Below are 22,904 nucleotides of genomic sequence, written 5' to 3'. Positions count from 1 at the left end.
GGGATGCCCTGCGGGTTTTGCGGCCAATACAAGTTATTCCTGGACGCGCACGCGGTAGAAGCGCACACCGTTGCCAGACGCCGCAGCGTCACGGAATTCCTTAATCAAGCCGTCACCCGCGATGCCACTGGCCACCGGGGTCCATTGCCCGGAGCCCAGTTCAGTGCAGACTTCAAGGACGTACCGCTTGCCCGCCACCGTAGGCCATTTGAGGACCATCTCGCCGGCCTGGGCGGCGCGATTTGCCACCACTGCCAAGCGGGATTGCGGGTCGTTGGGGTGCGTTCCCGCCTTGAACTCCTGCCAGTTGGGCACGCCGTCCCCATCGGCATCGGCCAAGGCATGAGTCAGCAGGTTGTCAAGGGAATCAAAGTAACGCAGCTTCCAGGCATCCGGGATGCCATCATTGGCGCTGGAGGTGTTCCGATTGGCCAGAGTGATCAAACCATCGCTGGTGACAGTCGGGAAGATTCCCAGTCCATTGGGAGACGCGGAGAAGGTGGCAATACGCACACGGTAGGCCGCGGCGCTGCTGGCGGAGGGCGGAATGGTCACAAACAGGCGCCCCAGCTCGCCGGAGGCGGCCATGCCGCGGGTGTTGTCCAGCCAGGCGGCGGCAAAGTCATTGACCCCGCGGCTGGTGTTAAGGCCCGGCTGGCCAAAAGCCGCATTGGGCACGAAGCGGATGGGTGCGGTGATGGCGGGCGAGCCATCGAGCGCCTCCACGACCAGCCGCAACATGAACACCCGCAGGGGCGCGCCCCCCTGGATTTCCGCCTGGATGGGCACGGCAATTTCCTGGCCCGGCGCCGAAGGGATGACGTCCGCAGCGGTAAGGCGCACCAGCGGGGGCGTGACGTCGCTGTTGTTGCGATACGTCACTGGTTCGCTTTGCGCGGCGAGATTACCGCGGAAACGGTTGGGCACAATCTCATAGCGCCTTGCGCCGGTGGGAGGATTCGTGGGCCAGTAGCGGGCATACCACACGCGGGAAGGATCCAGGGCGCGGCGGAAGGAGACAAAGATGTCGTTCACGTTCAAGACACCGTCCCCCCAGGCGATCCGATCAATCAGGGTATCAATGCCACTGTCGGCATAGAAGCCGGGATTCGCTGCCTGGTTGACGCCATTGGTGTCAATACAGCAGGAATCCATGGCATTGAAAAAGTCCGATGTAGGCGGCGGTCTATTCAACCCATACGTCGCAGTTTGAAATACCTGCATCAAGTCGGCGCTCAGGATGTTGGAATCGCCGAAGTCACCCGCATTAAACCACCCAAACGGCATGCAGTCGCCGACGATGTAGGGGAAGGAGGCCATGCTTAATTCACGCACACTGCGGTTGGTGGGCGTTTCAATATAGACGTCAGTTTGGATGCCGTCCGACGTTGCCGACGGCCGACCGAGGCTGACCAGGTAACGGCTGTCAGGGGCGGCGGTGAGCGGCACCGTGAAGCGGAAACCACCAACAATGACCTTGCGCCCGCTGCTTTCAAAGAGGGTGTTGTGGGCGATGGAGTATTGAATCAAGTGCTGCTTGAGGGTGTCGTAAAGGTTGGTCGCCGAATGACGCTCCATATACCCCAGCATCAACAAGCCAAGCGTGTTGTTAGTGACATAGAGATTGGTAAAACCGGAAGTCGCCAGAAAGGCCGGCGGGATGGGAATATAGACCACGCCCGCCGGTGTTTCCACCCGCCGCATGAGCATGGATTCATAGCCCAAGGTTGCGTAATTGATCGCCGGCGCCAGGCCAAGATTGGTGACCGCGGCATTGAACTGCAGGGAGTACATCTTTTGTCCCTCCAGCACTTCGAGGGTCACCGGCGCCACGAATTGTTGCCCCGGCGCTCCCAAAAACCGGCTGAAACCCTCCCCGCCTTCAAAGCCCAAGGTCAGTTTGTTGGCCGCGAAGTTTTGGGCGGAAAGAACCTTGGTCACCGTCTCGCTGGGTTGATAACGATCGCGGAAACCTTTGACCTTGAGCACAATGTTGGTGTCCGAACGCGGCAGAGAGATGACGTCGCCTTCAAACACGGGCCCAAAGTTCTGCGGTCCGGCGCCGTCCACCGGATCCACCCCGTTGGTGGTGTAAAACATGCGGGCGCCGAAAGTGATGTTGCCCACCGGTAGATAAGCCGCATTGTCACCATTCAGGACGGGTGTGGCCACTTTGAAGATGAATTGGGCCATGACCACATCACTGGCCTGGCGCCCCTGGGCGGAGCTGCGCGCTTTAATGATGAAATTGGGCGCCGGCTCAACCACCGAGGGCGGCAGGGTAAGCTGGCCAGTTTGGAAGGCCGGCGGCGTACTGCCCACGCCAGGGGCGGGATCAGGTATCACATTATTGATGTCCAGCGGATCCGACGGCGTGGCGCCGGTGGTGAAAAAGGTTTGCACCCCCACCTCGCCCTCAATGCCGATGATTTCATCGTTGTTGAAGGTAATCGAGGTCACCGGCGTCAACACGGCCACGCGGCCGGCGGGCGTATCCTGCAACCGAATGTAACCGATGCGCGGATTTTGAATGCGCGGCTGCGGCGGCATGGTTTGCACGCGGCGGATGGCCGAATTGCCGCGGTCCACCACCAGAATACCCTCGGAAGTGGTGTCCCGGCATAAGCCCACCGGCGAGTTGAACCGGGCACTCAACGGAGCGCCATTAACAAAACCACTGGCATTTTCGCCCAGTCCGCCGGCCACCGTGACAATGGTGTAGCCGCCATAAACCGTGTTGGTGTAGAGTCGCCGCAAAGAGTGGTTGGCGGTGTCGCTAATGAGCAGGCCCGTGTTGCCGCCCACCCATAAGAGGCCCCGGGGGTTATTGAACCGGGCATCCGGCCCCTGCTCGGCATCCACAGCCCCGGTCGTGTTCGTCAAACCCGCCACGATGATGGGCGTGCCCACCATCGTCACGCCCAGCCCGGTGCCGATGGTTTGCAGGCGCTGGATGACGTGACTGCGGGTGTCAGCCACCCATACTTCGCCATTGTCACCCACGGCCACCGCCGCCGGACCATTGAAGCCGGCCACCAGCGTGGCCACCGTGTTGTTGGTGAACAGGATTTTGATGGAGCCGCTACCCGAATCGGCAATGTAGATATTACCGCTGGCATCGCGGGCCAATCCCACGGGATAGCTCAAGTTGGTGGCCAGCGTGGAGACAGCGCCGCCCCACGTGACCAGACGAAGGGCATTGTTGCCTGAATCCGAAATGACCAGGCCGCCGCGGGCTTCGTCCACCACCAATCCCTGCGGGCTGTTGAAGCGTGCCGCCGTGCCGGTGGCATCCACCAAGCCGGAAACGCCGGTCAGACTTCCCGCCAACACAGTCAGCACGCCAGTGCCCGGATGGAAGCGCACCACCTGGTTGTTGACGCTGGCCGTGACGTAAATGTAGTCCCCCCGGGCGCCCACCCCCATGGGTTCGCGCAAGGAATTGGTGGAAAACACGGTATCCACCTGTTGGGCGCCAACGTGGCCTGCGGCCAGAACCCCCGCGGTCAGGATCGCCAGAATTGCTTTGGTCTTCATGGTCGAACTCCGTTTTTCAATGGTGATGTAGGTTCGGGCTTCAAGGCAACAAACGCACCCGGTAGAATCTGGGTTTGCGCGGGTCCACCGGCGCGGTGATTTCCTGGTACTGCCCATCACCAGCAATCGTTCGCACCGCCGTCCACACGCCGGAAGTGAGGTTTTCTGTGTACTCCAACTGGTAGGTCTTGTCCGGCGCCGTCAGCAGGCTGAGCACCACCTCCTGCGGCCGGGCCACGCGGGTCTGCAGGCGCAGACGGGACTGGGCATTGGCAGGATTGGTGCCTGCCAGGTATTCCTGCCAGTTGGGGACGCCATCGCGATCAGGATCGGCGTCATTGGCGGCATCCGGGTTGTCCGGATCCCCGAAGAACCGGCGTTTCCAATCATCTGAAATCCGCACCGACTCCGCAGCCGCCGGCACGCCCACAAACACCGCGCCGGGGAGACTTTCAAACTGCGGCTCGCGGAAGGGCATGGTGCGGGTGTCGCCCCCGCTGCCCGCCAGGAAACGCACCCGGTACAGCGCGCCCACCGGAGCGCCAGCAGGTACGGTGAAACGAATATAACCCAGCAGCGTTTCGCCTGCGCCGATGCCGGTGGGGATGAATTCCCATACGCGGTAAACGGTGTCTGAAGGCACGTTGGCGTCGCCATCGCTCCAGCGGGAGGGGGCGGGCGCGCCGTTGCGCGGGATGAAGGTGACCTGGCGGACCAAGGGGGCGCTGGGCGTGGCAGGGCGCACCACGGCGCTAAAGGACAGGCCGGAAAGTGTCTGACCTTCACGCAGCCAGACGGTCACCGGCACATCCACCACCGCGCCGGGCTGGGCATTGCCCACCAGACCCGCGACAAAGCGGGCATTCTTGACCCATACACTGCCGGGCAGCGCCTCCGTGCGCACCGGTTCGCCGTCGGGCGTGCCGGTAAGGTTGAAGGGGCCGATTACGGTCTTAAGCCCATTGGGCAGGCGCACGCGCACAAAGTTGTCCGCCAGCACCCGGCTGGCGCGCCACAACGTGACCTGCCAGTCCAGGAAGCGGATTTCGCCATCACCTCCCCACCCAGCCGGGGTGTCCAGCGGGAAACTGTCCATGGCATCAAAGGCGTCCGAGGTGCTGGGCGGCACCCGCAAGCCAAGAGAGGCGTAGAAGGCATTATTCACGTCGGCATTGTCCAGGTTGCCATCCCCAAACTCGCCAGCATTGAACCAGCCGCTGGGCGAACTGTCGCCCACCAGGTAACCCACGGCGCCTGCGGGCAAGGTTACATTGCCCACGCCGCCGTTGATATTGGTCGCCACGCCGATGCGGCCCGCCGCGGCGCCCACCACGATCTTCACCGCCCCGCCCGGGCTAATCGGCAGGGTGGCCTGACCGCCATCGGAGGTGGCCGAGGGATTGAGGATTCTGACGGTGTACTCCGCTCCAGCCGGAGCGCCGGCAGGGATGGGCACGGCCAACAGATTAAGCACGCCATAACTGCTCACCACGCCGCCCAAGTTGGTGCCCACGGCGGAGACAAGCAGACCGCGGCGTCCGCCCAAGGTATTGGCCGGATCGCCGTAACCCATCGCGGACATTGTGCTGTTGGTCAGCCCCGCCAGCACCAGGAAATCATTGGTGCCCAGTTGAAGCAGGCGAAATTGTTCAGAAACACCCGGCACCCCGGGCGCTGCCTGGACTTCCACCCGGTAAAACACCGAGCGCATCTGGGCGCCGGGGATGAGATTCACCACCACCGGCAGGTAGATGGTTGAACCGGGCGAAGCCAAATAATTGGAAGTAACACTCGGCGTGACGCCAATGGTGTTCACTGAGGCCGGCAGGCCGGTTACGATATCGCTGGCATTGGTGCCGATGAAGGCGCGCACCTTTAATTTGGTGAGGTCCGAGGTGGGGTTGTTCCACCAAATGGCCCCCCGGTTGCCAGTCATGGGCACGCGGGTGCTGTTGGTGGTGGGATCGGTGCCGTCCACCGTGAAAAACACATCAGGATTTGGGCTGCCCACCAAAATGATCTGCCCATTGGGGAAATAACCAGAGGCTGGCGAGATGACCGGCTCCTCGACGTCCACCGGCTCCGTGGGCACGCCGCCGCCCCCGCCACCGGTGCCCGTCAAATTGAAACCGGTGATTTCACGAATGATATGATATCCCAGTTCGGTGGCGTAGGCCTTGGTGCCACCCACCACCACGATGCCCACCGGTTCACGTGACGCCGGATAAATCGCCCACGAATCCGTGGGATCGTAAGGGCCGTCCGCCCAGCCTTCCCAGACATTCAGGCCATTCCAGCCGCAGCCATTGTCGCAGCGGAGCCAGTTGGCCGGGGGCACACCGTAAAAGGTCGAAACATAGCCGTTGGTCTCCACCAACCGGACCCGATGATTCAACCGGTCCGCCACCACCAAAACGCCGTTGGGTGCCTCCGCAATTCCCTCCGGCGCGTTGAAGCGGGCCAGGCCCGCCGGGCCATTGTTGAAGCCCGCCACGCCGGTCCCGGAATAGAGGGTGCCCGCCGAGGGAGCCGCGGCCGGATCAAACAACTTGATGACATGATTGCCTGTGTCGCTCACGGCCAGCAGTCCGAAGCGCGTCACCGCAATGCCTTTGGGATTGTTCAAACCCGTTCCAACGAGCGCCGGCACTGGGTTGCCAGGCGTCACCTTCACAATCGTGCCATTGGCCTGCGCCACGTAGAAATTGGTGGCGCTGTCCATGGTCATGGCATTGGGGCTGATCAACGCCGTGGTGAGGGTGGCCAACAGATTAAGGTTGGTGTCGTAACGCCGGATGGCGCCGTCGCCCGCCGTCAACACATAGAACGTGTTGTCGCGTCCTGTCACCAAGCCCACCGGTTGATTCAGGTTGGTGAGGACGGTGCGGGTCTGGCCGGTGGCCAGCAGCAGTTTGCGAATGGCGCCATTGCCGCGGTCGGCAATCCACAAGTTGCCATCCGGGCCGATGACCGGACTCAGGGGCGTGTGGAACATGGCATCCTCAAGCGTGCGCCCGTCCACATAGCCATAAGGCACACCGTAGGCGTCCGCGTGGCCACCGCCAAGGGTGCGGACGGTGACTTGCGCAGGCAGGCCGGAGGCCAGGCAGACCAAGGCTGCCAGCCACACCGCCTGCCGCACCCAGCCAGCCGGCCGGCGTCGGGGGACGCACCCGGCAAGAGCGGAAACAGCAGTTTTCATAAGCGTTGTGTGTTTGCGGTGGTTTTTGGCCAAAGTCTGGTCCAGTGCCACGTCCCCCTTAGAACAAGGGCCGATACTTGCTGGCCGGCGCGCCCGTATCCCATGCCGGTTCGTCCAAATCGGGCGGGAATTGCGGCTTGGTCTTCAGGAAGTCGCTCGGGGTGGGCTGGAAGTCGCCGTCGGTGACCAGGCTGGGCGTCACGAAAATGAGCATGTTACGGCGGCTGCGGGATTTGGAATCCTTGCGGAACAACAACCCCAGACCGGGCACATCACCCAGCACGGGCACCTTGTTGTAGGCTTTGCTGATTTCGTCGGTGACCAAACCGCCCAGCACTAGCGTGTTGCCGCTGGGCACGGTGGCCACGGTGTTGAGCTTCTGCCGGCGGAAGATGGGCGCCTCGTTTACTCTGCCGCCCAAGAGTTTGCGCTCCACCCCTTCCACGGCGCTGACTTCGGGGCGTAAATCCATGTGAATGTCGGATTTGCCCACCTGCCGCGGGGTGACCACCAGTTTGATGCCCACCTCGTTGAGGATGGTTTCGCGTTGAGTGGCGGCGTCGCGCAGCGTCAATTCATAACGGGGCTTGACGGTGCTGGCCTGTTGGATGCCGCCCTGGACATTGCCCTGCTCCTCCTCAAACACCGGCACGTTGCGGATGCTGGACAATTCCACCGGCGTGCCGTCCATCGCCACAGCACGGGGCTGCGCGATGAATTTTGTGTCGTTTTCCGTGTTCAAGAAGGAAAGGACGGCTTTGACCCCGTCTGCGCTCAGGAAAGCGGCATGTGGATAGAAGCCCCGCACCGTATCCACGCTCAGCCCACCCGTGAGGGTGTCCAGGGGGCTTTCGCGCCCGAAGACGGTTCCCATGACGGTGGAAGCCGAGTAGGCCGGAGTGGCAGCCGTGCCTGCACCCGGCGCCCCACTGGGCAGGCTGGGGCCGGAACCGGCCGAGGGCACGCCGGGCACGGTGGTGGTGGTGTTGCCCTTGGTGAAACCATTGCCAAACGTGAAGTTTTGCGCCTCCAGCGTGCCGGTCCAGTCAATGCCTTTGATGGACTTGGGATTCTTGGCAGTCTCAATGAACTGGGCCTCGATGAGAATTTGCGGCACTGCGGTGTCCACACGCGCGATGATATTGGACACCTGGGCAAACTCCGTCTCGGTCACCAGCATAATGAGTTTGTTGCCGCGGAGATCCGCCTGGACCTGGCTGCGGCTGCCCAAGGTGGGCTTGATGAGGTTGACCATGTTGGTGGGGTTGGTGTACTCGAGCTTGACGAGCTTGAGCACCAGCGGCTCCTGGACCGCCGCATCCTTGACGGTGATGCGCACCACCTTGGTGTTGGGATCGGGGATGGCCACGTACCCGTAGTTGTCCAGCACCGCCACCAAGGCCTGACGGGCGGTGAGGTTGCGCCACTTGATATTGACGACGCGCAACGGCTTGCGATCCGGACCGTAGATAGTCTCCAAGATTTTGGCGTCAATGTGGATGTTCAACCCGGCCTGGGTGGCCAGGTCATTCAACACCACGTCAATGGGGATGTCCTGATATTCCACTTTTTCAGCCACCTCCTCATTGTTTGCCCCGGTGAGCAGCACGGAGTTTTGTTGAGCCATGCAGGCGGCACTCCACAAGGCCACCCCCACGACAAGCAGGACTTTGATGTTCGTTTTCATCGCGCGTGTTGTTGGTTGTTTGGCTTTCCTGACATCCATACATACTCCCCGCCCGCCCGCCGGCCCTTCCCGGCGGCCAGGCATCCCTTGCCGGCCATGTTTTACCCGGTTTGTCTCGGTTTAACGTCCGCTCAGCGGGATTTCCCGCGTCTCGGTTTTGCCGTCCTCCAGCCAGATGGTAATCCGGACACCATCGCCCAGGATTTCATCCAGCCGGATTTTGACGGGGCCATCGGGTGTGTTCACCCGGCCGGTTTCACCCTTCAAAAATGAAATATTGTTGATCACCGCCGTACGGCGCCCGCCGATGCCGTTGAGGTCCATCTTGTATTCTTTGCGCGAGGCTGGCGGGGCTGGCGTCTCCACAGGTTTGGGAGGGGTGGTGGTGGTCGTCGTGGCGGTCTCCACCTGCTTCACCTCTTTGCGCGGAGGCGGAGGCGCCCAGCGTCCGTTGCGCGAGGAGTGCGGGAAGAAGGGGTCCCGGCCGAAAGCCGGGTCCGCGGGGTCCCAGATGAAAACGGACTTGGGCGGTTCAAACGGCACCGGCGCGGCGGCCGCGGTGGTCGCGGAAGCCGTCTGATTCGTGGCGGGCTTGGCGGGTGCCGTGGTGGCGGCCTGCAGAACCAGCGCGGCGGCGGCCAGCGCCGTGATGGCCAGGAGGGCCGATAGCCAACCGGCACGGGAGGGAGAGCAAGTTTTCATAAGTTGGGTTTGACCAAGGCCACAATCTCCATCTCAAAACTTAACTTTTCGGAAGCAGCCGTCTCCAGCGCGCCCGCCGACAACGTGAATTGACGCACCCGCATGAAGGGGAATTGTGTCTCAAAATCAGCCAGAAACCGCCCAAAATCATGATAGTGGGCAAAGCCGCGCACGGTGAAGACCGCGGTGCCATAGGGAAATTTGCCCAACATACCCAGCGGCGCGGGCCGGTCCCGGCCGATTTCCACAATATCAATGCGGGTGCCATGTTGCGAGCGGAACTGCTGAAAGAGCGTGATAAAAGTCGAATAGACCTGATTACTGGGCATCAAATCTTTCTCCAGCTCCGCCAGTTGATTCGTGGCTTCCGCGAGCATCTGCAGTTTAATTTTTTCGTCTTTGATGTCCCGCTCAGCGCGGGCCAGCACGTTCTGCACATCGCCCAGCTCTTTATCCAGCTTGGCGATCTTGGCCTGTTGTCCGGTAATCACGAGCAAGTAGAGTGCCACGATGACCAGCACCGCGCCGATCAACACGGCAATGACCTGCTGTTGTTTCTCTTTGGAAAGCTTCATGGTTAACGGCTTTTTTCCCGGAATTTCTCCGCAAACTGAAACTGCATGACAAAGGTGCGGAAAGGACGCGAACCAGGCTGCAACGGGTCCGCCGCTCCCAAGGTCAACTGGTTGAGAGTGGCGGGGTTCCGCGGGTCGAGGAGGCTTTTGAAAAAGGGCGACTCGGTCATGGCAGTCTGGAATTTGTTGTAGTTATTGTCCACCTCCTGGCCGTAATCGCGGGCGTCCACCACCATGCGGTTGCGTTCCACAATGCCTTCGGGCCGCGCGGGCGTGAGGATCTGGCCGGCGGCATTGGTGACAGCCTTGACGGCGGGCAACTCCACAAAAATCTGCTCCGTCTGCAGGCGGTTGAAGGTGATGTTGGTGGCAAAATTGTTGGTGCAGACCTGGGCCAGGGCATTCAATACGGGGGCCCAGAGGAAGCGATTGGTGGCGTAATAATGGAGCCGCTCGATTTTCTGCCGGGCGTCCACGGCCACCAGGTCATTGCGCTTAATCTGCTCATGCCGGGGCTTGAGCTGCTCCAACTTCTGCCGGGTGGTGGCCAGCTCGCTTTGTTTGGCCATCGCCTGCATCACCAGCGTGCCCGTCCACACCACCACCACCAACACCAGCCCCACGGCGCCCAGAATAATCCGCTTGACGGGGTCTTTGCGGCGCAACTCTTCCTCCGCCTGCGCCTCAGCCAGCAAGTTGATGCGAATTGGCATATCCCTTAAATCCTGCGTTGCGGTTGCATTAATTCATGCCGCTGGCAGCCGCGCCCACCGCCACCGCCAGTTTGGGGGCCGCACTTTCCGCCATGGCCAGCGCCTCGCCGGTCAGGGCCAACTGAAAACCGCTGATGGGATTCCACCGTTTGCATGGCACCATTAATTCATTTTGGAGGCATTGCACCAAAAAGTCCGAGCTGGCCGACGCCCCCGATACAAAAACCTGGCTCACGGTTTTATCCTCCTGATGCTCGAAAAAGTCAATAGAGGCGCGCAATTCCCGCCCCAGCGGAATGATCAAAGGCTCCAACTCCGCGCTGACTTCCTCCGGTATGCCAATTTTGATGCCCTCCGCCTCGGCGTAGGTGATGCCCTTGGACTCCGCCAGACCGGCCGTGATTTTGTCACCGCCCAGCCCCACCACACGGCTGAGCACCATCTCCCCCATGGAAAGGATGGAAATGGAAGTGTTTTTGAAGCCAATGTCCACCAGGGCCACGACTTCCTTGGCAAAAACCTCAGGCATCGCCACCTCAAACGCATTGATGGGGCCAATCAACCCCGGCACCACCATGTCGGGTACGAAGCCGGCGGTCTTTACTGCGGTCACCACATCGTTCAACAGGGTTTGTTTGGCCCCGCCGGCCAACACCTTGACTTTGGGCACCCCCTTTTTTTCCCCGCCGAGTTCGCCCTTGGGAGGCAGAATGTAGCAGTCCCAAACATGGCCGGGATAATCCTGCTGCAGGTAGCCTTTGGAATTAAACTTCAGCATCTGCCGCATTTCCGGCAGGCCCTGCATGGGCAGTTCGGCCTGGCGCACAATGGCATCTGTGACCCCCAAGGCCACAATCAGTTGCTTGGTGCGCGCTCCCAGCGCGGGAATGACCTGTTTCAGGTGCTCAGCCAGGATTTCACTGGACAGAGACTTCTCATAAATGGGGGCGTCTTGCAGGGTGTAACCCGCCAGGGCGTAAGCCCCTCCGCGGCGTTGCAAATAAACGGCTTTGGTAGTTCTCACCCCCAAGTCCACCGCCACAATGTGATCGCGTTGTTTGGCCGAACTTTTGAGAAATGGCAAAGCCATGTGTATTTCCTTAACACTATTGTCTGTTCTAATGCAAGTGCCAAATTGCAAGGTTTTAACGCACTTTCCCCACCCCAGCCAGCATACCGCCTGCCAAAGGCGCAGTGCCGCTGCCATACAAAATACTTTCCCGCCGGCCCGCCTTGGTTTACGCTGAGTTCCTCCAACACATAGCACTAAACAACCATGCCGCAAAGATCTTTCCATTCATGGGCCGGAATCACGCTGGGCCTGGCCGCAGTGTTTCTGGGCTGTCTTCTGGGGCCGTGCGAAGTCACCGCCGCAGATTCGCCCGCCAAAACCACTCCACCGGCCGGCGCGGCCACAACAGCCAAACGCAATCCTCCCTTCGTGGGGGTTGTCCAGAAAGTGGACGTGCAAGCCGGGACTGTGACACTCAATGGCAAAGAGGGCGGGCGGGTTTTTTACGTCACCAGTGAAACACGCATCACCAAAAACGGCCAGCCAGCCACCTTAAAAGATGCCCGCGTGGGCGAGGAAGCTGCCGGCACGTTCACGGACAAGGAAGGCCGGAGGTATGCGGTTTCCCTGCGCCTGGGGCCGAAACCAGAGGCGACGACAACGCCTAAAAAGTGAAGCAGGGCGGCGGGGCGGCGTCTGCCGCAAAGGAGAGGACCGGCCTATTCCTCGTCAAATTTGCGCTTGAGCAGCTCTTCCAAGGTCTGAATGGCCTCGGCGGCGTCCTCGCCGCAGGCATGAACATGCAGGCGGCTGCCGTAGCCGGCCGCCAGCATCATCATGCCCATGATGCTCTTGCCATTGACGGTTTCCCCGTCTTTTTCCACGAGGATTTCCGAGCGGAATTGGCTGGCCTTCTTGACAAACATGGCGGCCGGCCGGGCATGAATGCCCAGTTTATTGGTGACCACCATTTCCTTGGTGATCTCGCCCGCACCGGTCTTTTTGGTTTTGCTCATGTTTGCGGTAAAACTGGCGGCCCGGCAGGTCTGGCTTGCCTCCATGGCCGCGCCAAGCCGGTTCTAATTGCCGCGTCCCCGCAGTCTTGTCAACTGTTTTTTCTGGCCGGCGGCAGGTCCTTGTTTGGACATGACCTCCAGCAAGTGTTTGTTCAGGTCCTCGGCCGGGTTGTAACCGGCGGCCTTGAGTTTGGTATGAAAGGCTGCCACTTCAATCAGGCGCGCCAAATCCCGGCCCGGTCGCACGGGGATGACCATGTGAGGGATTTGCACCCCCAAGATCGTGGTATAATCGTCATCCATGCCCACGCGCTCCACGTCCGGGACTTTTTCCCAGGGCATCAGGGTCACCACCAAATCCACCCGTTTCTCGTGGCGGATGCTGCGCACGCCAAACATCTGCGCCACGTTGATGATGCCAATGCCGCGCACTTCCATGAAATTGCGGGTTTTTTCGTCTGAAGAACCGAGGATTTCATGGCCCTCCACCAAGGTGACCCGCGTAATGTCATCGGCCACCAGGCTGTAACCGCGCTCGATCAGGGCCAGCACACACTCGCTTTTGCCAATGCCGCTCTCACCCCGGATGATGACGCCCACGCCCAAGATATCCACCATGCTGCCCATTTCCGTGCCGCGCGGGGCAAAGAGATATTCGAGGCCGATGGTAGCTTTATTGATGAAGGTGACGGTGGCCAGGTGGGTGCGGAAAATGGGGATCTGCCGCTCCTGGGCCATGGCCAGGAAACGGTTATCGGGATGCAAATTACGCGAGAAGACGACACACGGGATGCGGAAGGAAAACAGCCGCTCGTAACTGGCCTGGCGCTGTTGTTCGGTACAGGAGCGCAGGTAATAAGTCTCGGCGTTGCCAATGACCTGCACCCGTTTGTAGGAAAAATACTCGGTGAAACCCGCCAGCACCAGACCCGGCCGGTTGATGGTGGGTTCGGGGATGATGCGCGAGAGGCCGCGGTTGCCGGTGATGATCTTCAACCCCAGCTCCTCGTGGTATTCATCAAAAAAACGTTTAACCGTGATGGTTTCGCGTCGCATGGCTAGAGGTTGAATTCCGGGCCGAGGTAAATTTCCCGCGCCTGGGGATCATTTGTCAGGAAGTCGGCATTGCCATGGCACAACACCCGCCCCTTGTGAATGATATAGCCGCGGTCAATCAGTTTCAGCAGCTCGCGCACGTTATGATCGGTGATTAAAATGCCCAAACCGCGCTCTTTGAGGCGGCGGATGATCTTTTGTACTTCGTAAACCGCGATGGGGTCAATGCCAACAAAGGGTTCATCCAACAACAGCAGCTTGGGGCTGGTCACCAGGGCGCGTGTGATTTCCAGCCGGCGCTTTTCCCCCCCGCTCAGGGTATAGGCCGGGTTTTTGGCCAGGGGGGTCAAATCCAGCTCCTCCAATAAATACTTCAGCCGGGTCTGGCGCTCCACGGGGTCCAGGCGGCAGACTTCAAGAATGGCTAAAATGTTTTCCTCCACGGTCAATTTACGGAAAACGGAAGGCTCCTGAGTCAGGTAGCCCATGCCCAGGCGGGCGCGCTGGTGCACCGCCAAATGACTGATCTCCCGGTCCTCAAAAAAAATCTGGCCTGCATCCGGGCGAATCACACCCACCACCATGTTGAAGGTGGTGGTCTTGCCCGCGCCATTGGGTCCCATCAGCCCCACAATTTCCCCCGGATTAACCTCCAGAGACACCCCGTCCACCACGCGACGGCCGCGATAGGCCTTCACCAACTGTTCTGTGCTTAAAAGTGCCATGCCAATCAATGCCCCTCAGGGCTGGCCCGGCAGGCGCAGCGGGCCGCCGGGACGAATGCGAAAAGGACCCCGCCCCCGGAAGGTTTGCGCTTCACGATTCCACACCAGGACCTCCGCCCCCTCGATTTCCAACTGACGCGGCGGGCCATTGGTGCGCACAGCCCGTTCCTCCACCAACAACAAACTGGGCTGGCCGCGCAGTTCAAAATCCTCGGTGTCGCCCCGGTAATAACCTACTGCGCCGGTGGCGCGGCTGGCGCCCTGGGTAATCACCACGGCTTCCCGGGCCTCCAGTTGCTGCAGGGTGTTGGTGGGGCTGAACGCGAGGTCCACCTGCCCGCATTGCATCTGCCAGGGCGGCAGGTTGGTGGTATAGCCCTGCTCCAGGCGCACCCCGCGGCGGGCCTGCAGCCGCTCCAGCCGGTTGCTGGGGCCGAAAGCGAGACGGGCGGTGTCCGCGGTCAAAGTCCAGGCCACCCGCGTCAGGTTGGAGTGGAGTTGCACTGCATGCACGCCGCCGTCGGCCTGGGCTTCGGCGGCCTCGCCGGTGGCGGGGTTGAAGCGCACCTCGGCGCGCTGGCTGGCCAGATGCCACACCCCGTTACGGGTGTCCTGGCCGGCAATTTGACGCAACGTTACCTGCTGCTCCACACTGAGCCGTTCCACCTGATTGGTGCGTCCGGCGGCCATGGTCAGGACCAACCGCTCACCCGTCATGGCCCAGGCGGGTGTCGCTTTGTCTTGGGGAAGGCTCTCCAGATAGACCCGTTGCTCAGCCACCGCGCCGCTTAATTGTTGGTGTTCGTCCAGGCCCGCCGTCAAATGTTCGCATTGCAATTTCCAGGCCAGCCGATTGGTGTCGGGCGGGAGACGCGCCGGCTCAAGCTGAATGTTGCCCGCGGCCAAGAGGCGTGTTGGCCGCGCATCAGCCGCGGCCATTTCCACCATCAGATGTTGACATTGCAGACGCCAGGGCACCGCCGCTGAATCCGCCGCCACCCGCTGTTCCGCCGTGACCCCGCCTTCCCAAGCAATGGCGCGTACCTGGCGGGTTTGCGGGTCCTGGCGCAACTTTAAAGTTTCGCCTTCCATCCGCCATTGGGCATCCTCCGCCACCACACGGCCACGAAAAACGGCCTGCTCCTCCGCCAGATCATATTCTTCGGACTGGATGGTCAAAACGTTCGTGCCCGGTTCAGCCGCAGTCCCCCTTCGCAAGGTCACCTCTCCTCTCCCCCGCCCGGAGAAAACATTGCCGGGCCGCTGCACCATCAACTCCGCCGCCCGGCCTTGCGCGGTGTCAGAGCGCCACCAGGGCTGGCCTGATATGCGGGCCACCCCACTGGTAGCCGTGCCGGAAAAGTGAAGGGACTCACCCCCCGCCTGCAAATCTTCGCGGGTGAGAGTCACGCCCCCGGTCACCACGAGACTGGTTAAAGGCCGATTGGATGCGGGCAGCGTCACCACCACCGCCGACGCGGCCAGCTCAAGCACCGGCGGCGGGCGGTCTTTCCCCTGATTGGCCGGGGCCGCCTCGCGCAGGCGGGTGCGGGCGTTGCCAAAGGCGCGCACTTCATCCCGGCCGCGGTCAAAAACAAGCCGATCAGCCTGTCCCGCCATCTGCTCCGTCTCCCAATGAGCGCCCCCTTCCACGTGGATTACATCGTTGGATGCCGTGTAACGGGCCAGCTCCCCATGGAGTCGCGCCGGCCCCTGCGTGAAGACAACACCCTGGCGGGCCTCAATCACCTCCACGCCGCCGCGATTGGTGCTCAAGAAAATCGTCAACTCATCACAATCCAGAGTTACCGGCGGATTGGTGGCCCCCCTGGGCAACAGCTCGCGCACGCGCACGTGGCCCGAATAGCGGGCGGCGGAGCGTTGGCCCTCGTAAATCAGCCGGTTGGCCGTCAATTCCAGATCGTGCCGGGCCAGGCCGGGCACCGGCGGCGCGCCGGGCTGCGGCTTGCCCGGACGCAGGAGCGTGCGGACCTGGTTGGAGATGACCAGGCGCTGCTCCATCTGTTGCCAGTCGAAGCCCTCGCCGGTCACACTCAATTGCCCATCAGCCGAAACTGCGCTCAGCGGGCCGTCGGACCAGGCGCGGCGCGAAGGGTCATGGTACAGACAGGCCGGCGCTTCCACCACCCAGGCCGGATTGGTCTGGCCGGCATAACTTTCAATGCGCAAACGCTGAATATTCCACAGGCCATTGGTGCCGCTGATGGCTTCCTCGCCATAAAGCACGGCTTTGCGCCGGTTTTGCGCGTCGTAATCGGGCACGGCAAAATTCTTCACCCGCCCCACGGGCCGGTCCTGGGCGAGGAGCGTCAGGCCCAGGCCCAGCACGGCCAGGCCAGCCCAGCGCCAGGAAACTTGCGGAAGGAGGCGCTTTTTCATGCGGAATACTCCCGCAACAGGCTGTCCCATTTACCCTGAGCCTTGAGCAGCAGCTCGATGACTTCGCGCACCGCCCCGCGCCCACCTGGTTTGCGCGTGACATAATGAGCCAACGCCAAAGCCTCCGGCAGGCTGTCCGGCACGCACACCGCCACGCCTGCGCGGCGCAAGGCCCCAAGGTCCACAATGTCATCGCCCATGTAACACACCTCCTCCCAGGTGCAGCCGGCCTCCTGGAGAATGTTCTCGATGGCGGCCACTTTGGGGGCGCGATCCTGATATAAATAATCCACCTTGAGTTCCTGGGCCCGCCGCGTGGTGGCGGGTGAGGGGCGGGCGGAGATCCAACCCACCTTGATGCCGCCGTGCTCCCGCAGCAGGCGCGTGCCCAGACCATCAAAAACATGGAATTGCTTGACCTCCTCCTCGCCGGTCATCAAAACGGTGCCATCTGTCAGGATGCCATCCACATCACATAAGAAGAGCCGGACTTTTTGCAGGCGGGCGGTCAGTTCTTGAGGAGACAACATGGGCAGGGTGCAGGTTGGCGAAAGGTTCAGCTTCGCGCGTGGAACAACTTTTTTAAGGACTTCAACACCGCAGGCATCTCGGCCAGCGGGATCATGTTGGGGCCGTCACTCAAGGCCGCCTCCGGGTGGGGGTGCGTCTCAATAAAAACCCCGTCCGCGCCCGCCGCCACGGCGGCGCGAGCCAGCACCGGCGCAAACTCGCGCTGGCCGCCGGATTTGTCCCCGCTCCCCCCCGGCAGTTGCACTGAATGGGTGGCGTCGAAGATTACCGGGCAGTCCGCCTGTTTGAGCCAGGCAATCGCCCGCATGTCCGCCACCAGGTTGTGGTAGCCAAACGTCGTGCCGCGCTCAGTCACCAGCAACTGGCGGCCGCCGAGCTCGCGCGCCTTGCGCACCACCTGCAACATCTCAGCGGGGCTGAGAAACTGGCCCTTTTTGAGATTCACAATGCGGCCGGTGGAAACCGCCGCCTCAATGAGGTCCGTCTGCCGGCACAGGAAAGCCGGGATTTGGAGAATGTCCACCACCTCGCCCGCCATTTGGGCCTGTTCTTCGGTATGAACATCGGTAAGCACGGGCAGGCCGGTCCGCGCGCGTACTTCCTTCAACACCTCGAGGCCGGCCTCCAGGCCCGGGCCGCGAAAAGACTTGGCGGAGGTGCGATTGGCCTTGTCAAAACTCGCCTTGAACACCAGCGGCAACCCCAACCGGCGACAGAGCGGCTGCAAGGTGTGCGCCACTTCCAGACACAACGCCTCGCTTTCAATCACGCAGGGCCCGGCGATGACGAACAACTCGCGCCGGCTGCTCAAGCGTTTCCAGAGGCCCGTGTCAGACTTTGGCATGACGCCTTTCTACCAAGCCGGCGCCGGCTTGTCCACCTTCGGCGCGCCAACCCGCCCCCTCGGCCGGGCGAAGCCCAATAATTCAGGTTAAAATAATTTCCCTTTCGCCGAAAGCAGAGTACATTGCCACCCCAAGGCCGGGGCGGGGAAATTACTCCCTGCCCGGCCCTACACTGTTTACAAAGCCTATGTTGAGCTTGCCTACTGTCACCCTGAAACCGGGGGAGGCCGATCGCGTGGTCGCCGGACACCCCTGGATTTACGCCGGCTCCGTCTGGCGTGTCACCCCCACCCCGCGCGACGGGGAAATCGTCCAGGTCAAAGATTCCCGCCATCGCCTGCTGGGGATCGGTTTTTACAATTCCCGCTCCAAAATTCACGTGCGCCTGCTGGACACCCAGCGCAGCCAGGTGGACGAAGCCTGGTTTGAGCAGCGACTTCGCGCCGCGTGGGAGTTGCGCCGGCGTTATTTGCCGCAAGCCACCAGCTTCCGGGTCGTCAATGCGGAAAGCGACTTTCTTTCCGGGCTGATTGTGGACAAATACGAGGATCACCTCGTGCTACAGATCTCCGCGCTGGGCATGGACGCCCGCAAGGACATGATTGTGAATGCACTGCGGCGGCTGTTCTCCCCACGCGCCATCCTCGAGCGCAGCGAAACGGCCGCCCGCAAATTTGAGGGACTGGAGGAAGCGCAGGGAGTGTTGTGGGGCGAGGCGGCGCCGATGGTCTGGGCGCGGTTGAACGGCTTGGAAATAGCCGCCGACTTGCAGGCCGGCCATAAAACGGGCCTCTATCTGGACCAGCAGATCAACTACGAACTGGTGGCCCGCCTGACCGCTGGCGCCCGGGTGTTGGACTGTTTCAGTTTTGTCGGGGGATTTGCCCTGCATGCAGCGCGGGCGGGGGCGGCGCATGTGCACTGCCTGGAGCAAAGCCCGGAAGCCGCCGCCGCCCTGCACACCAACGCCCAGCGCAACCAACTGGCCGAGCGCATCTCGGTGGAGTCGGTCAACGTGTTTGACTGGCTGAAGGCGCAGACGACGACGCGCCCGCACGAGAAGCTCATTCCGCGCTATGACGTGATTATTTTGGATCCTCCCTCCTTCACGCGCACCCGGGCCTCCGTCCCCGATGCCCTCCGCGGTTACAAGGAAATTCATTTGCGGGCGCTCAAGCTCCTGAAACCGGGGGGCACCCTGGTCACCTTTTGCTGCTCGCACCACGTGCCGGCGACGCTGTTTCAGGAAGTCATTACGGCCGCGGCCGCGGACTGCCGTCGGGTCTTGCGCCGGGTGGCCATCTATACACAATCGCCGGATCATCCCGTGTTGCCGGTCATTCCGGAGACTGAGTACTTGAAGGGCTTTGCCTTTGAAGTGGCCCGTTAAGGCCGCTCAGGCACTGAGCCGGCGGTTTTCCGAGGCCCTGGCTGCCGCTTCATCGGCGGGCAAGGTCACATGAAAAGTTGACCCGCGGCCCAGCTCGCTCTCCACCCAGGCCCGCCCGCCGTGGCATTGGATGATGTGTTTGACGATGGCCAGCCCCAGGCCGGTGCCGCCCGCCTCACGGGAGCGGGCCTTGTCCACGCGATAAAAGCGCTCGAAGATGCGCTCCCTGGACTCCGGCGGCACGCCGGGGCCGTCATCGGATACGGAGAGGCGCACCATGCCATGATCCAGCCGCTGGCCGGTGACTTCCACCTTGCCGCCCACGTGGCCGTATTTGATGGCATTGTCGAGGAGGTTGAACAGCACCTGTTGCAGGCGATCCCCGTCGGCCCAGGCCTCCAGATCCTCGGGCACCTGATTGAGGAAGCGGATCTGCTTGTCATGGGCGCGGGTCTGCAAGTCCTCCATGACATGCTGCACCGTCTCGCGCAAATTGGTGGGGCGCAGATTGAACACCACCTTGCCGGACTCAAGCCGGGAGATGGTGAGCAAATCCTCGATGAGGAAAGTCAGGCGATCCGTGTGTTTTTCGATGTTTTGCAGGAAGCGGGTGGCCACGGCCGGGTCGTCTTTGGCGCCATTGAGCAGGGTTTCCACAAAGCCCTTGATCATGGCCAGCGGGGTGCGCAATTCGTGGCTGACATTGGCCACAAATTCCTGGCGGGTTTTCTCCAGTTGCTTGAGCCGGGTCAGATCATGAAACACCATGATTGCCCCCTGTTGCCGACCCTGCCGGTCCAACACCGCCGAGCCGTTGACCTGAAGATAGCGCGGGGTGGCGCCTGGCAATTCAATTTCCACCGCCGCCACCGTGCATTCCTTGAGCAGGCGCTGGGCCATGCTTTCCAGCTCGGGCAGGCGGAAGGCCTCGATGAGGGTGGCCCCCCGCAGATCACGGGAAAACTGGAGCAAATCCTTGAGGGATTGATTGAACAGTTGGATGCGCCCCTGCTGGTCGAGCACCAGCACCCCCTCAATCATGCTGTTGAACAGCGCCTCCTGCTGGGCCTGAAACTGGGCCTGCAACTGCTGTTGTTTTTGCAGGGCCTGGCGGGTGTACTCGCGCTCGGCCCGTTCGCGCTCGCGGCGGTGGCGGCGCTCCATCCACCAAGTGTGCAACACCACCAGCGCCACCCCGGCGGCAAAAAGCCACAGCACCCATTGTTCCTCAAAAAACGTCACAAGCCTTGACCGCCCCCGGCGCCGGGCTACTCGTCGGTAAAGCGATATCCCACCCCGCGAATGGTGTCCAGATACCGCGCCGCCGGCCCAAGCTTTTCACGCAGGCGCCGCATGTGCGTGTCCACCGTGCGTGTGTCAATCAGGTTGTCGTATTCCCACACATCTTGCAGAAGCTGGTCGCGGGATTGCACGCGTCCGCGGCGCTGCGCCAACACCGTCAGCAGGCGAAACTCGGTGGCCGTCAGCTCGACCTTTTTGCCTTTTACCGACACTTGATGCCGGGGGATGTCAATTACCAGGTCGCCGGCGCGAATTTGCTCCTGCTTTTCCTCCACGGGCTGCCCGCGGCGGAGCATATTTTTCACGCGCAAGACCAGCTCGCGGGGGCTGAAAGGCTTGGTGACATAATCATCGGCGCCCAGCTCCAGCCCCAGCACGCGGTCAATTTCCGCCGCCTTGGCGGTGAGCATGATGATGGGGATTTTGGCGGTGGCAGGATCGCGGCGCAGGGTTTTGCACACTTCCATGCCGTCCATCTCCGGCAGCATGACATCCAGAATGATCAAATTGGGCTGGGCCGAACGGGCTTTTTGCACGGCTTCGGCACCGTCATCGGCGCTAATGACATCAAATCCGGCGCCTTTAAGATTAAACTCGATCAGCTCGACAGCATCGGGTTCATCATCCACGACCAGGATTTTGGGTTTCATACCGCTCAAAGCTTGGGTTGGTTGTCTTGCCGCCCGGTGGCCGCGCCCGCCGTCGTGTCGCCGCCGTGGCGGATGTCACGTCCTTCATACAAATAAACCACATCCTCGGCAATGTTTTTGGCGTGATCACCAATGCGCTCCAGGCTTTTGGTGATGGCCATAAGGTGCAAGGCCCAGGGGGTGGCCGAAGGCTGCTGTTGCAGGTAATCGCCCAGGTTGCGATGCGCCTCCTTGTTGAGCTGGTCCACCTCCTTGTCCTGCGGGATCACGGCCCGGGCGCGCTCCGGCTCGCGCTGGACAAAGGCGTCCAGCGCCTCCTTGAGCATCTGCAGCACCAGTTGCTGCAGCCGCGGGATGTCCGCAAACTCATCCAGCGGCAAACCGGCCGGCAGCGCCTGGGCCCGGCGGGCGATGGTGGTGGCGGCATCCCCGATGCGCTCCAGCTCGTGGGAGATTTTCATGGCTCGGGTGACCAGGCGCAAATCGCTGGCCAGGGGCGCCTTGGCCAGGGCTTGAATGGCCAGCTCGTCAATTTCCACCTCGAAACGGTCCAGCACGGCGTCATCCTGCACCACCTCCACCGCCAGTTGGCGGTTCTGCTCCAGGAGGGCCTTGACGGCGCGGCGCACGGCGTTTTCGGCATGGCTGGCCATGGTCAGAAGCTGCCGTTTCAGGTGATCCACTTCCTGCTCAAAATGCTGGGACATAATTCAAGGCCTCCTGGGGGCGCGGCTCAACCGAACCGGCCGGTGACGTAATCCTCCGTCTGCTTGCGCGCGGGATTGGTGAAGATTTTTTCCGTCGTGTCATACTCGATCAGCTCGCCCAGGTAGAAAAAGGCGGTCATGTCCGAGATGCGCGCGGCTTGTTGCATGTTGTGGGTGACGATGACAATGGTGTAGTCCTTTTTCAAATCCAAAATGAGGTCCTCAATGCGGGCGGTGGCCAGGGGATCCAACGCAGAGGCTGGTTCATCCATGAGGATAATGTCCGGCTTGATGGCGATGGCGCGGGCAATGCACAGCCGCTGCTGCTGGCCGCCGCTCAGGCCCATGGCGCTGCTGTGCAGCCGGTCCTTGACCTCATCCCACAACGCGGCCGAGCGCAGGCTCTGCTCCACCACCTCGTCCAGTTTCTTGCGATCCCGCAAACCGTGAAGACGCAGGGCGTACGCGATGTTCTCGTAAATGGATTTGGGGAAAGGATTGGAGCGTTGAAACACCATGCCCACGCGCTTGCGCAGCTCGATCACGTCCACATCCGGGTGGTAGATGTTTTGCCCGGCAATTTCCACCACCCCCTCCATGCGCACCCCGTCAATCAAATCGTTCATCCGGTTGAAGCAGCGCAGCAGGGTGGATTTGCCGCAACCGGACGGTCCGATGAAGGCGGTGACCACATTAGCCTTGATGTCCATGGTGATGTCGGTCAACGCCTGGTTCTGGCCATACCAGAGGGACAAATGGCGCAGCGAAATGAGGGTGGACGATTCCGCCAGCCCGGCCCCCCGGCGGGGGTCTTGATTCAATTGCGTGGCAAGCAGTTCAGCCATAAGGAGAAG

Annotated in this window: 19 protein-coding genes; 2 read left to right on the top strand and 17 right to left on the bottom strand. The window is 61.6% G+C overall.

Features of this window, described 5'->3' with window-relative positions; translation table 11 throughout:
• Positions 1-33: 33 nt before the first annotated feature.
• From N3J91_02615 to pilM, 7 genes are all read right to left on the bottom strand, one after another.
• Complete coding sequence (locus N3J91_02615; protein ID MCX8155342.1) at positions 34-3,537, bottom strand: hypothetical protein; 3,504 nt, start codon at positions 3,535-3,537, stop codon at positions 34-36.
• Positions 3,538-3,577: 40 nt separating this feature from the next.
• Positions 3,578-6,739, bottom strand: coding sequence for a hypothetical protein (locus tag N3J91_02610; protein ID MCX8155341.1), 3,162 nt, complete (start codon positions 6,737-6,739; stop codon positions 3,578-3,580).
• A gap of 58 nt (positions 6,740-6,797) precedes the next feature.
• Positions 6,798-8,426 (bottom strand): hypothetical protein, encoded by a 1,629-nt coding sequence (locus tag N3J91_02605; GenBank protein MCX8155340.1) that lies wholly within the window; start codon positions 8,424-8,426, stop codon positions 6,798-6,800.
• A gap of 120 nt (positions 8,427-8,546) precedes the next feature.
• A complete protein-coding gene (locus N3J91_02600) occupies positions 8,547-9,128 on the bottom strand; it encodes a hypothetical protein (GenBank protein ID MCX8155339.1) in 582 nt (193 codons plus the stop codon).
• The gene (locus N3J91_02595) at positions 9,125-9,703 is read right to left on the bottom strand and encodes a hypothetical protein (protein ID MCX8155338.1); all 579 of its coding nucleotides are present in this window, start codon (positions 9,701-9,703) and stop codon (positions 9,125-9,127) included. The genes N3J91_02600 and N3J91_02595 overlap by 4 nt, the downstream gene beginning before the upstream one ends.
• 2 nt (positions 9,704-9,705) lie before the next feature.
• Positions 9,706-10,416, bottom strand: coding sequence for a hypothetical protein (locus N3J91_02590; GenBank protein MCX8155337.1), 711 nt, complete (start codon positions 10,414-10,416; stop codon positions 9,706-9,708).
• A 28-nt stretch (positions 10,417-10,444) separates the two neighbouring features.
• Positions 10,445-11,506 (bottom strand): pilus assembly protein PilM, encoded by a 1,062-nt coding sequence (gene pilM, locus N3J91_02585; protein MCX8155336.1) that lies wholly within the window; start codon positions 11,504-11,506, stop codon positions 10,445-10,447.
• A gap of 186 nt (positions 11,507-11,692) precedes the next feature.
• On the opposite strand from pilM, the gene N3J91_02580 reads away from it, so the two are divergent.
• Complete coding sequence (locus tag N3J91_02580) at positions 11,693-12,103, top strand: hypothetical protein (protein ID MCX8155335.1); 411 nt, start codon at positions 11,693-11,695, stop codon at positions 12,101-12,103.
• A gap of 44 nt (positions 12,104-12,147) precedes the next feature.
• Here the strand turns inward: N3J91_02580 and N3J91_02575 are convergent, their stop codons facing one another.
• The 6 genes from N3J91_02575 to kdsA all read right to left on the bottom strand — a co-directional run bounded on the left by N3J91_02575 (position 12,148) and on the right by kdsA (position 18,000).
• Positions 12,148-12,444: an HPr family phosphocarrier protein gene (locus tag N3J91_02575; GenBank protein ID MCX8155334.1), complete on the bottom strand. Its 297-nt coding sequence runs from the start codon at positions 12,442-12,444 to the stop codon at positions 12,148-12,150.
• A 63-nt stretch (positions 12,445-12,507) separates the two neighbouring features.
• The gene (gene hprK / locus N3J91_02570; protein MCX8155333.1) at positions 12,508-13,500 is read right to left on the bottom strand and encodes an HPr(Ser) kinase/phosphatase; all 993 of its coding nucleotides are present in this window, start codon (positions 13,498-13,500) and stop codon (positions 12,508-12,510) included.
• Positions 13,501-13,502: 2 nt separating this feature from the next.
• Positions 13,503-14,225, bottom strand: coding sequence for an LPS export ABC transporter ATP-binding protein (gene lptB / locus N3J91_02565; protein MCX8155332.1), 723 nt, complete (start codon positions 14,223-14,225; stop codon positions 13,503-13,505).
• A gap of 15 nt (positions 14,226-14,240) precedes the next feature.
• On the bottom strand, positions 14,241-16,625 hold the full coding sequence (locus N3J91_02560; GenBank protein MCX8155331.1) for an LptA/OstA family protein: 2,385 nt from the start codon (positions 16,623-16,625) through the stop codon (positions 14,241-14,243).
• On the bottom strand, positions 16,622-17,155 hold the full coding sequence (locus tag N3J91_02555; protein MCX8155330.1) for an HAD hydrolase family protein: 534 nt from the start codon (positions 17,153-17,155) through the stop codon (positions 16,622-16,624). Before N3J91_02555 ends, N3J91_02560 begins: the two co-directional genes overlap by 4 nt.
• Before the next feature lie 26 nt (positions 17,156-17,181).
• Positions 17,182-18,000, bottom strand: a complete 819-nt coding sequence (kdsA, locus tag N3J91_02550) for a 3-deoxy-8-phosphooctulonate synthase (protein MCX8155329.1) — start codon at positions 17,998-18,000, stop codon at positions 17,182-17,184.
• 188 nt (positions 18,001-18,188) lie between these two features.
• On the opposite strand from kdsA, the gene N3J91_02545 reads away from it, so the two are divergent.
• Complete coding sequence (locus N3J91_02545; GenBank protein ID MCX8155328.1) at positions 18,189-19,391, top strand: class I SAM-dependent rRNA methyltransferase; 1,203 nt, start codon at positions 18,189-18,191, stop codon at positions 19,389-19,391.
• Between the two features lie 6 nt (positions 19,392-19,397).
• Here N3J91_02545 and N3J91_02540 read toward each other — a convergent pair whose 3' ends face one another.
• From N3J91_02540 to pstB, 4 genes are read right to left on the bottom strand one after another with little or no spacing between them, the layout of a single operon-like run.
• The gene (locus tag N3J91_02540; protein ID MCX8155327.1) at positions 19,398-20,633 is read right to left on the bottom strand and encodes an ATP-binding protein; all 1,236 of its coding nucleotides are present in this window, start codon (positions 20,631-20,633) and stop codon (positions 19,398-19,400) included.
• A gap of 26 nt (positions 20,634-20,659) precedes the next feature.
• Entirely contained in the window at positions 20,660-21,343 is a 684-nt protein-coding gene (locus N3J91_02535; GenBank protein ID MCX8155326.1) for a response regulator transcription factor, read from the bottom strand.
• A 5-nt stretch (positions 21,344-21,348) separates the two neighbouring features.
• Positions 21,349-22,050 (bottom strand): phosphate signaling complex protein PhoU, encoded by a 702-nt coding sequence (phoU, locus tag N3J91_02530; GenBank protein MCX8155325.1) that lies wholly within the window; start codon positions 22,048-22,050, stop codon positions 21,349-21,351.
• Positions 22,051-22,076: 26 nt separating this feature from the next.
• On the bottom strand, positions 22,077-22,895 hold the full coding sequence (pstB, locus tag N3J91_02525; protein ID MCX8155324.1) for a phosphate ABC transporter ATP-binding protein PstB: 819 nt from the start codon (positions 22,893-22,895) through the stop codon (positions 22,077-22,079).
• Between the last annotated feature and the right edge of the window lie 9 nt (positions 22,896-22,904).

This window comes from Verrucomicrobiia bacterium (genome assembly GCA_026414565.1).
Taxonomy (GTDB): domain Bacteria; phylum Verrucomicrobiota; class Verrucomicrobiia; order Limisphaerales; family Fontisphaeraceae; genus Fontisphaera.
This window is presented reverse-complemented; position numbering and strand designations above follow the sequence as displayed.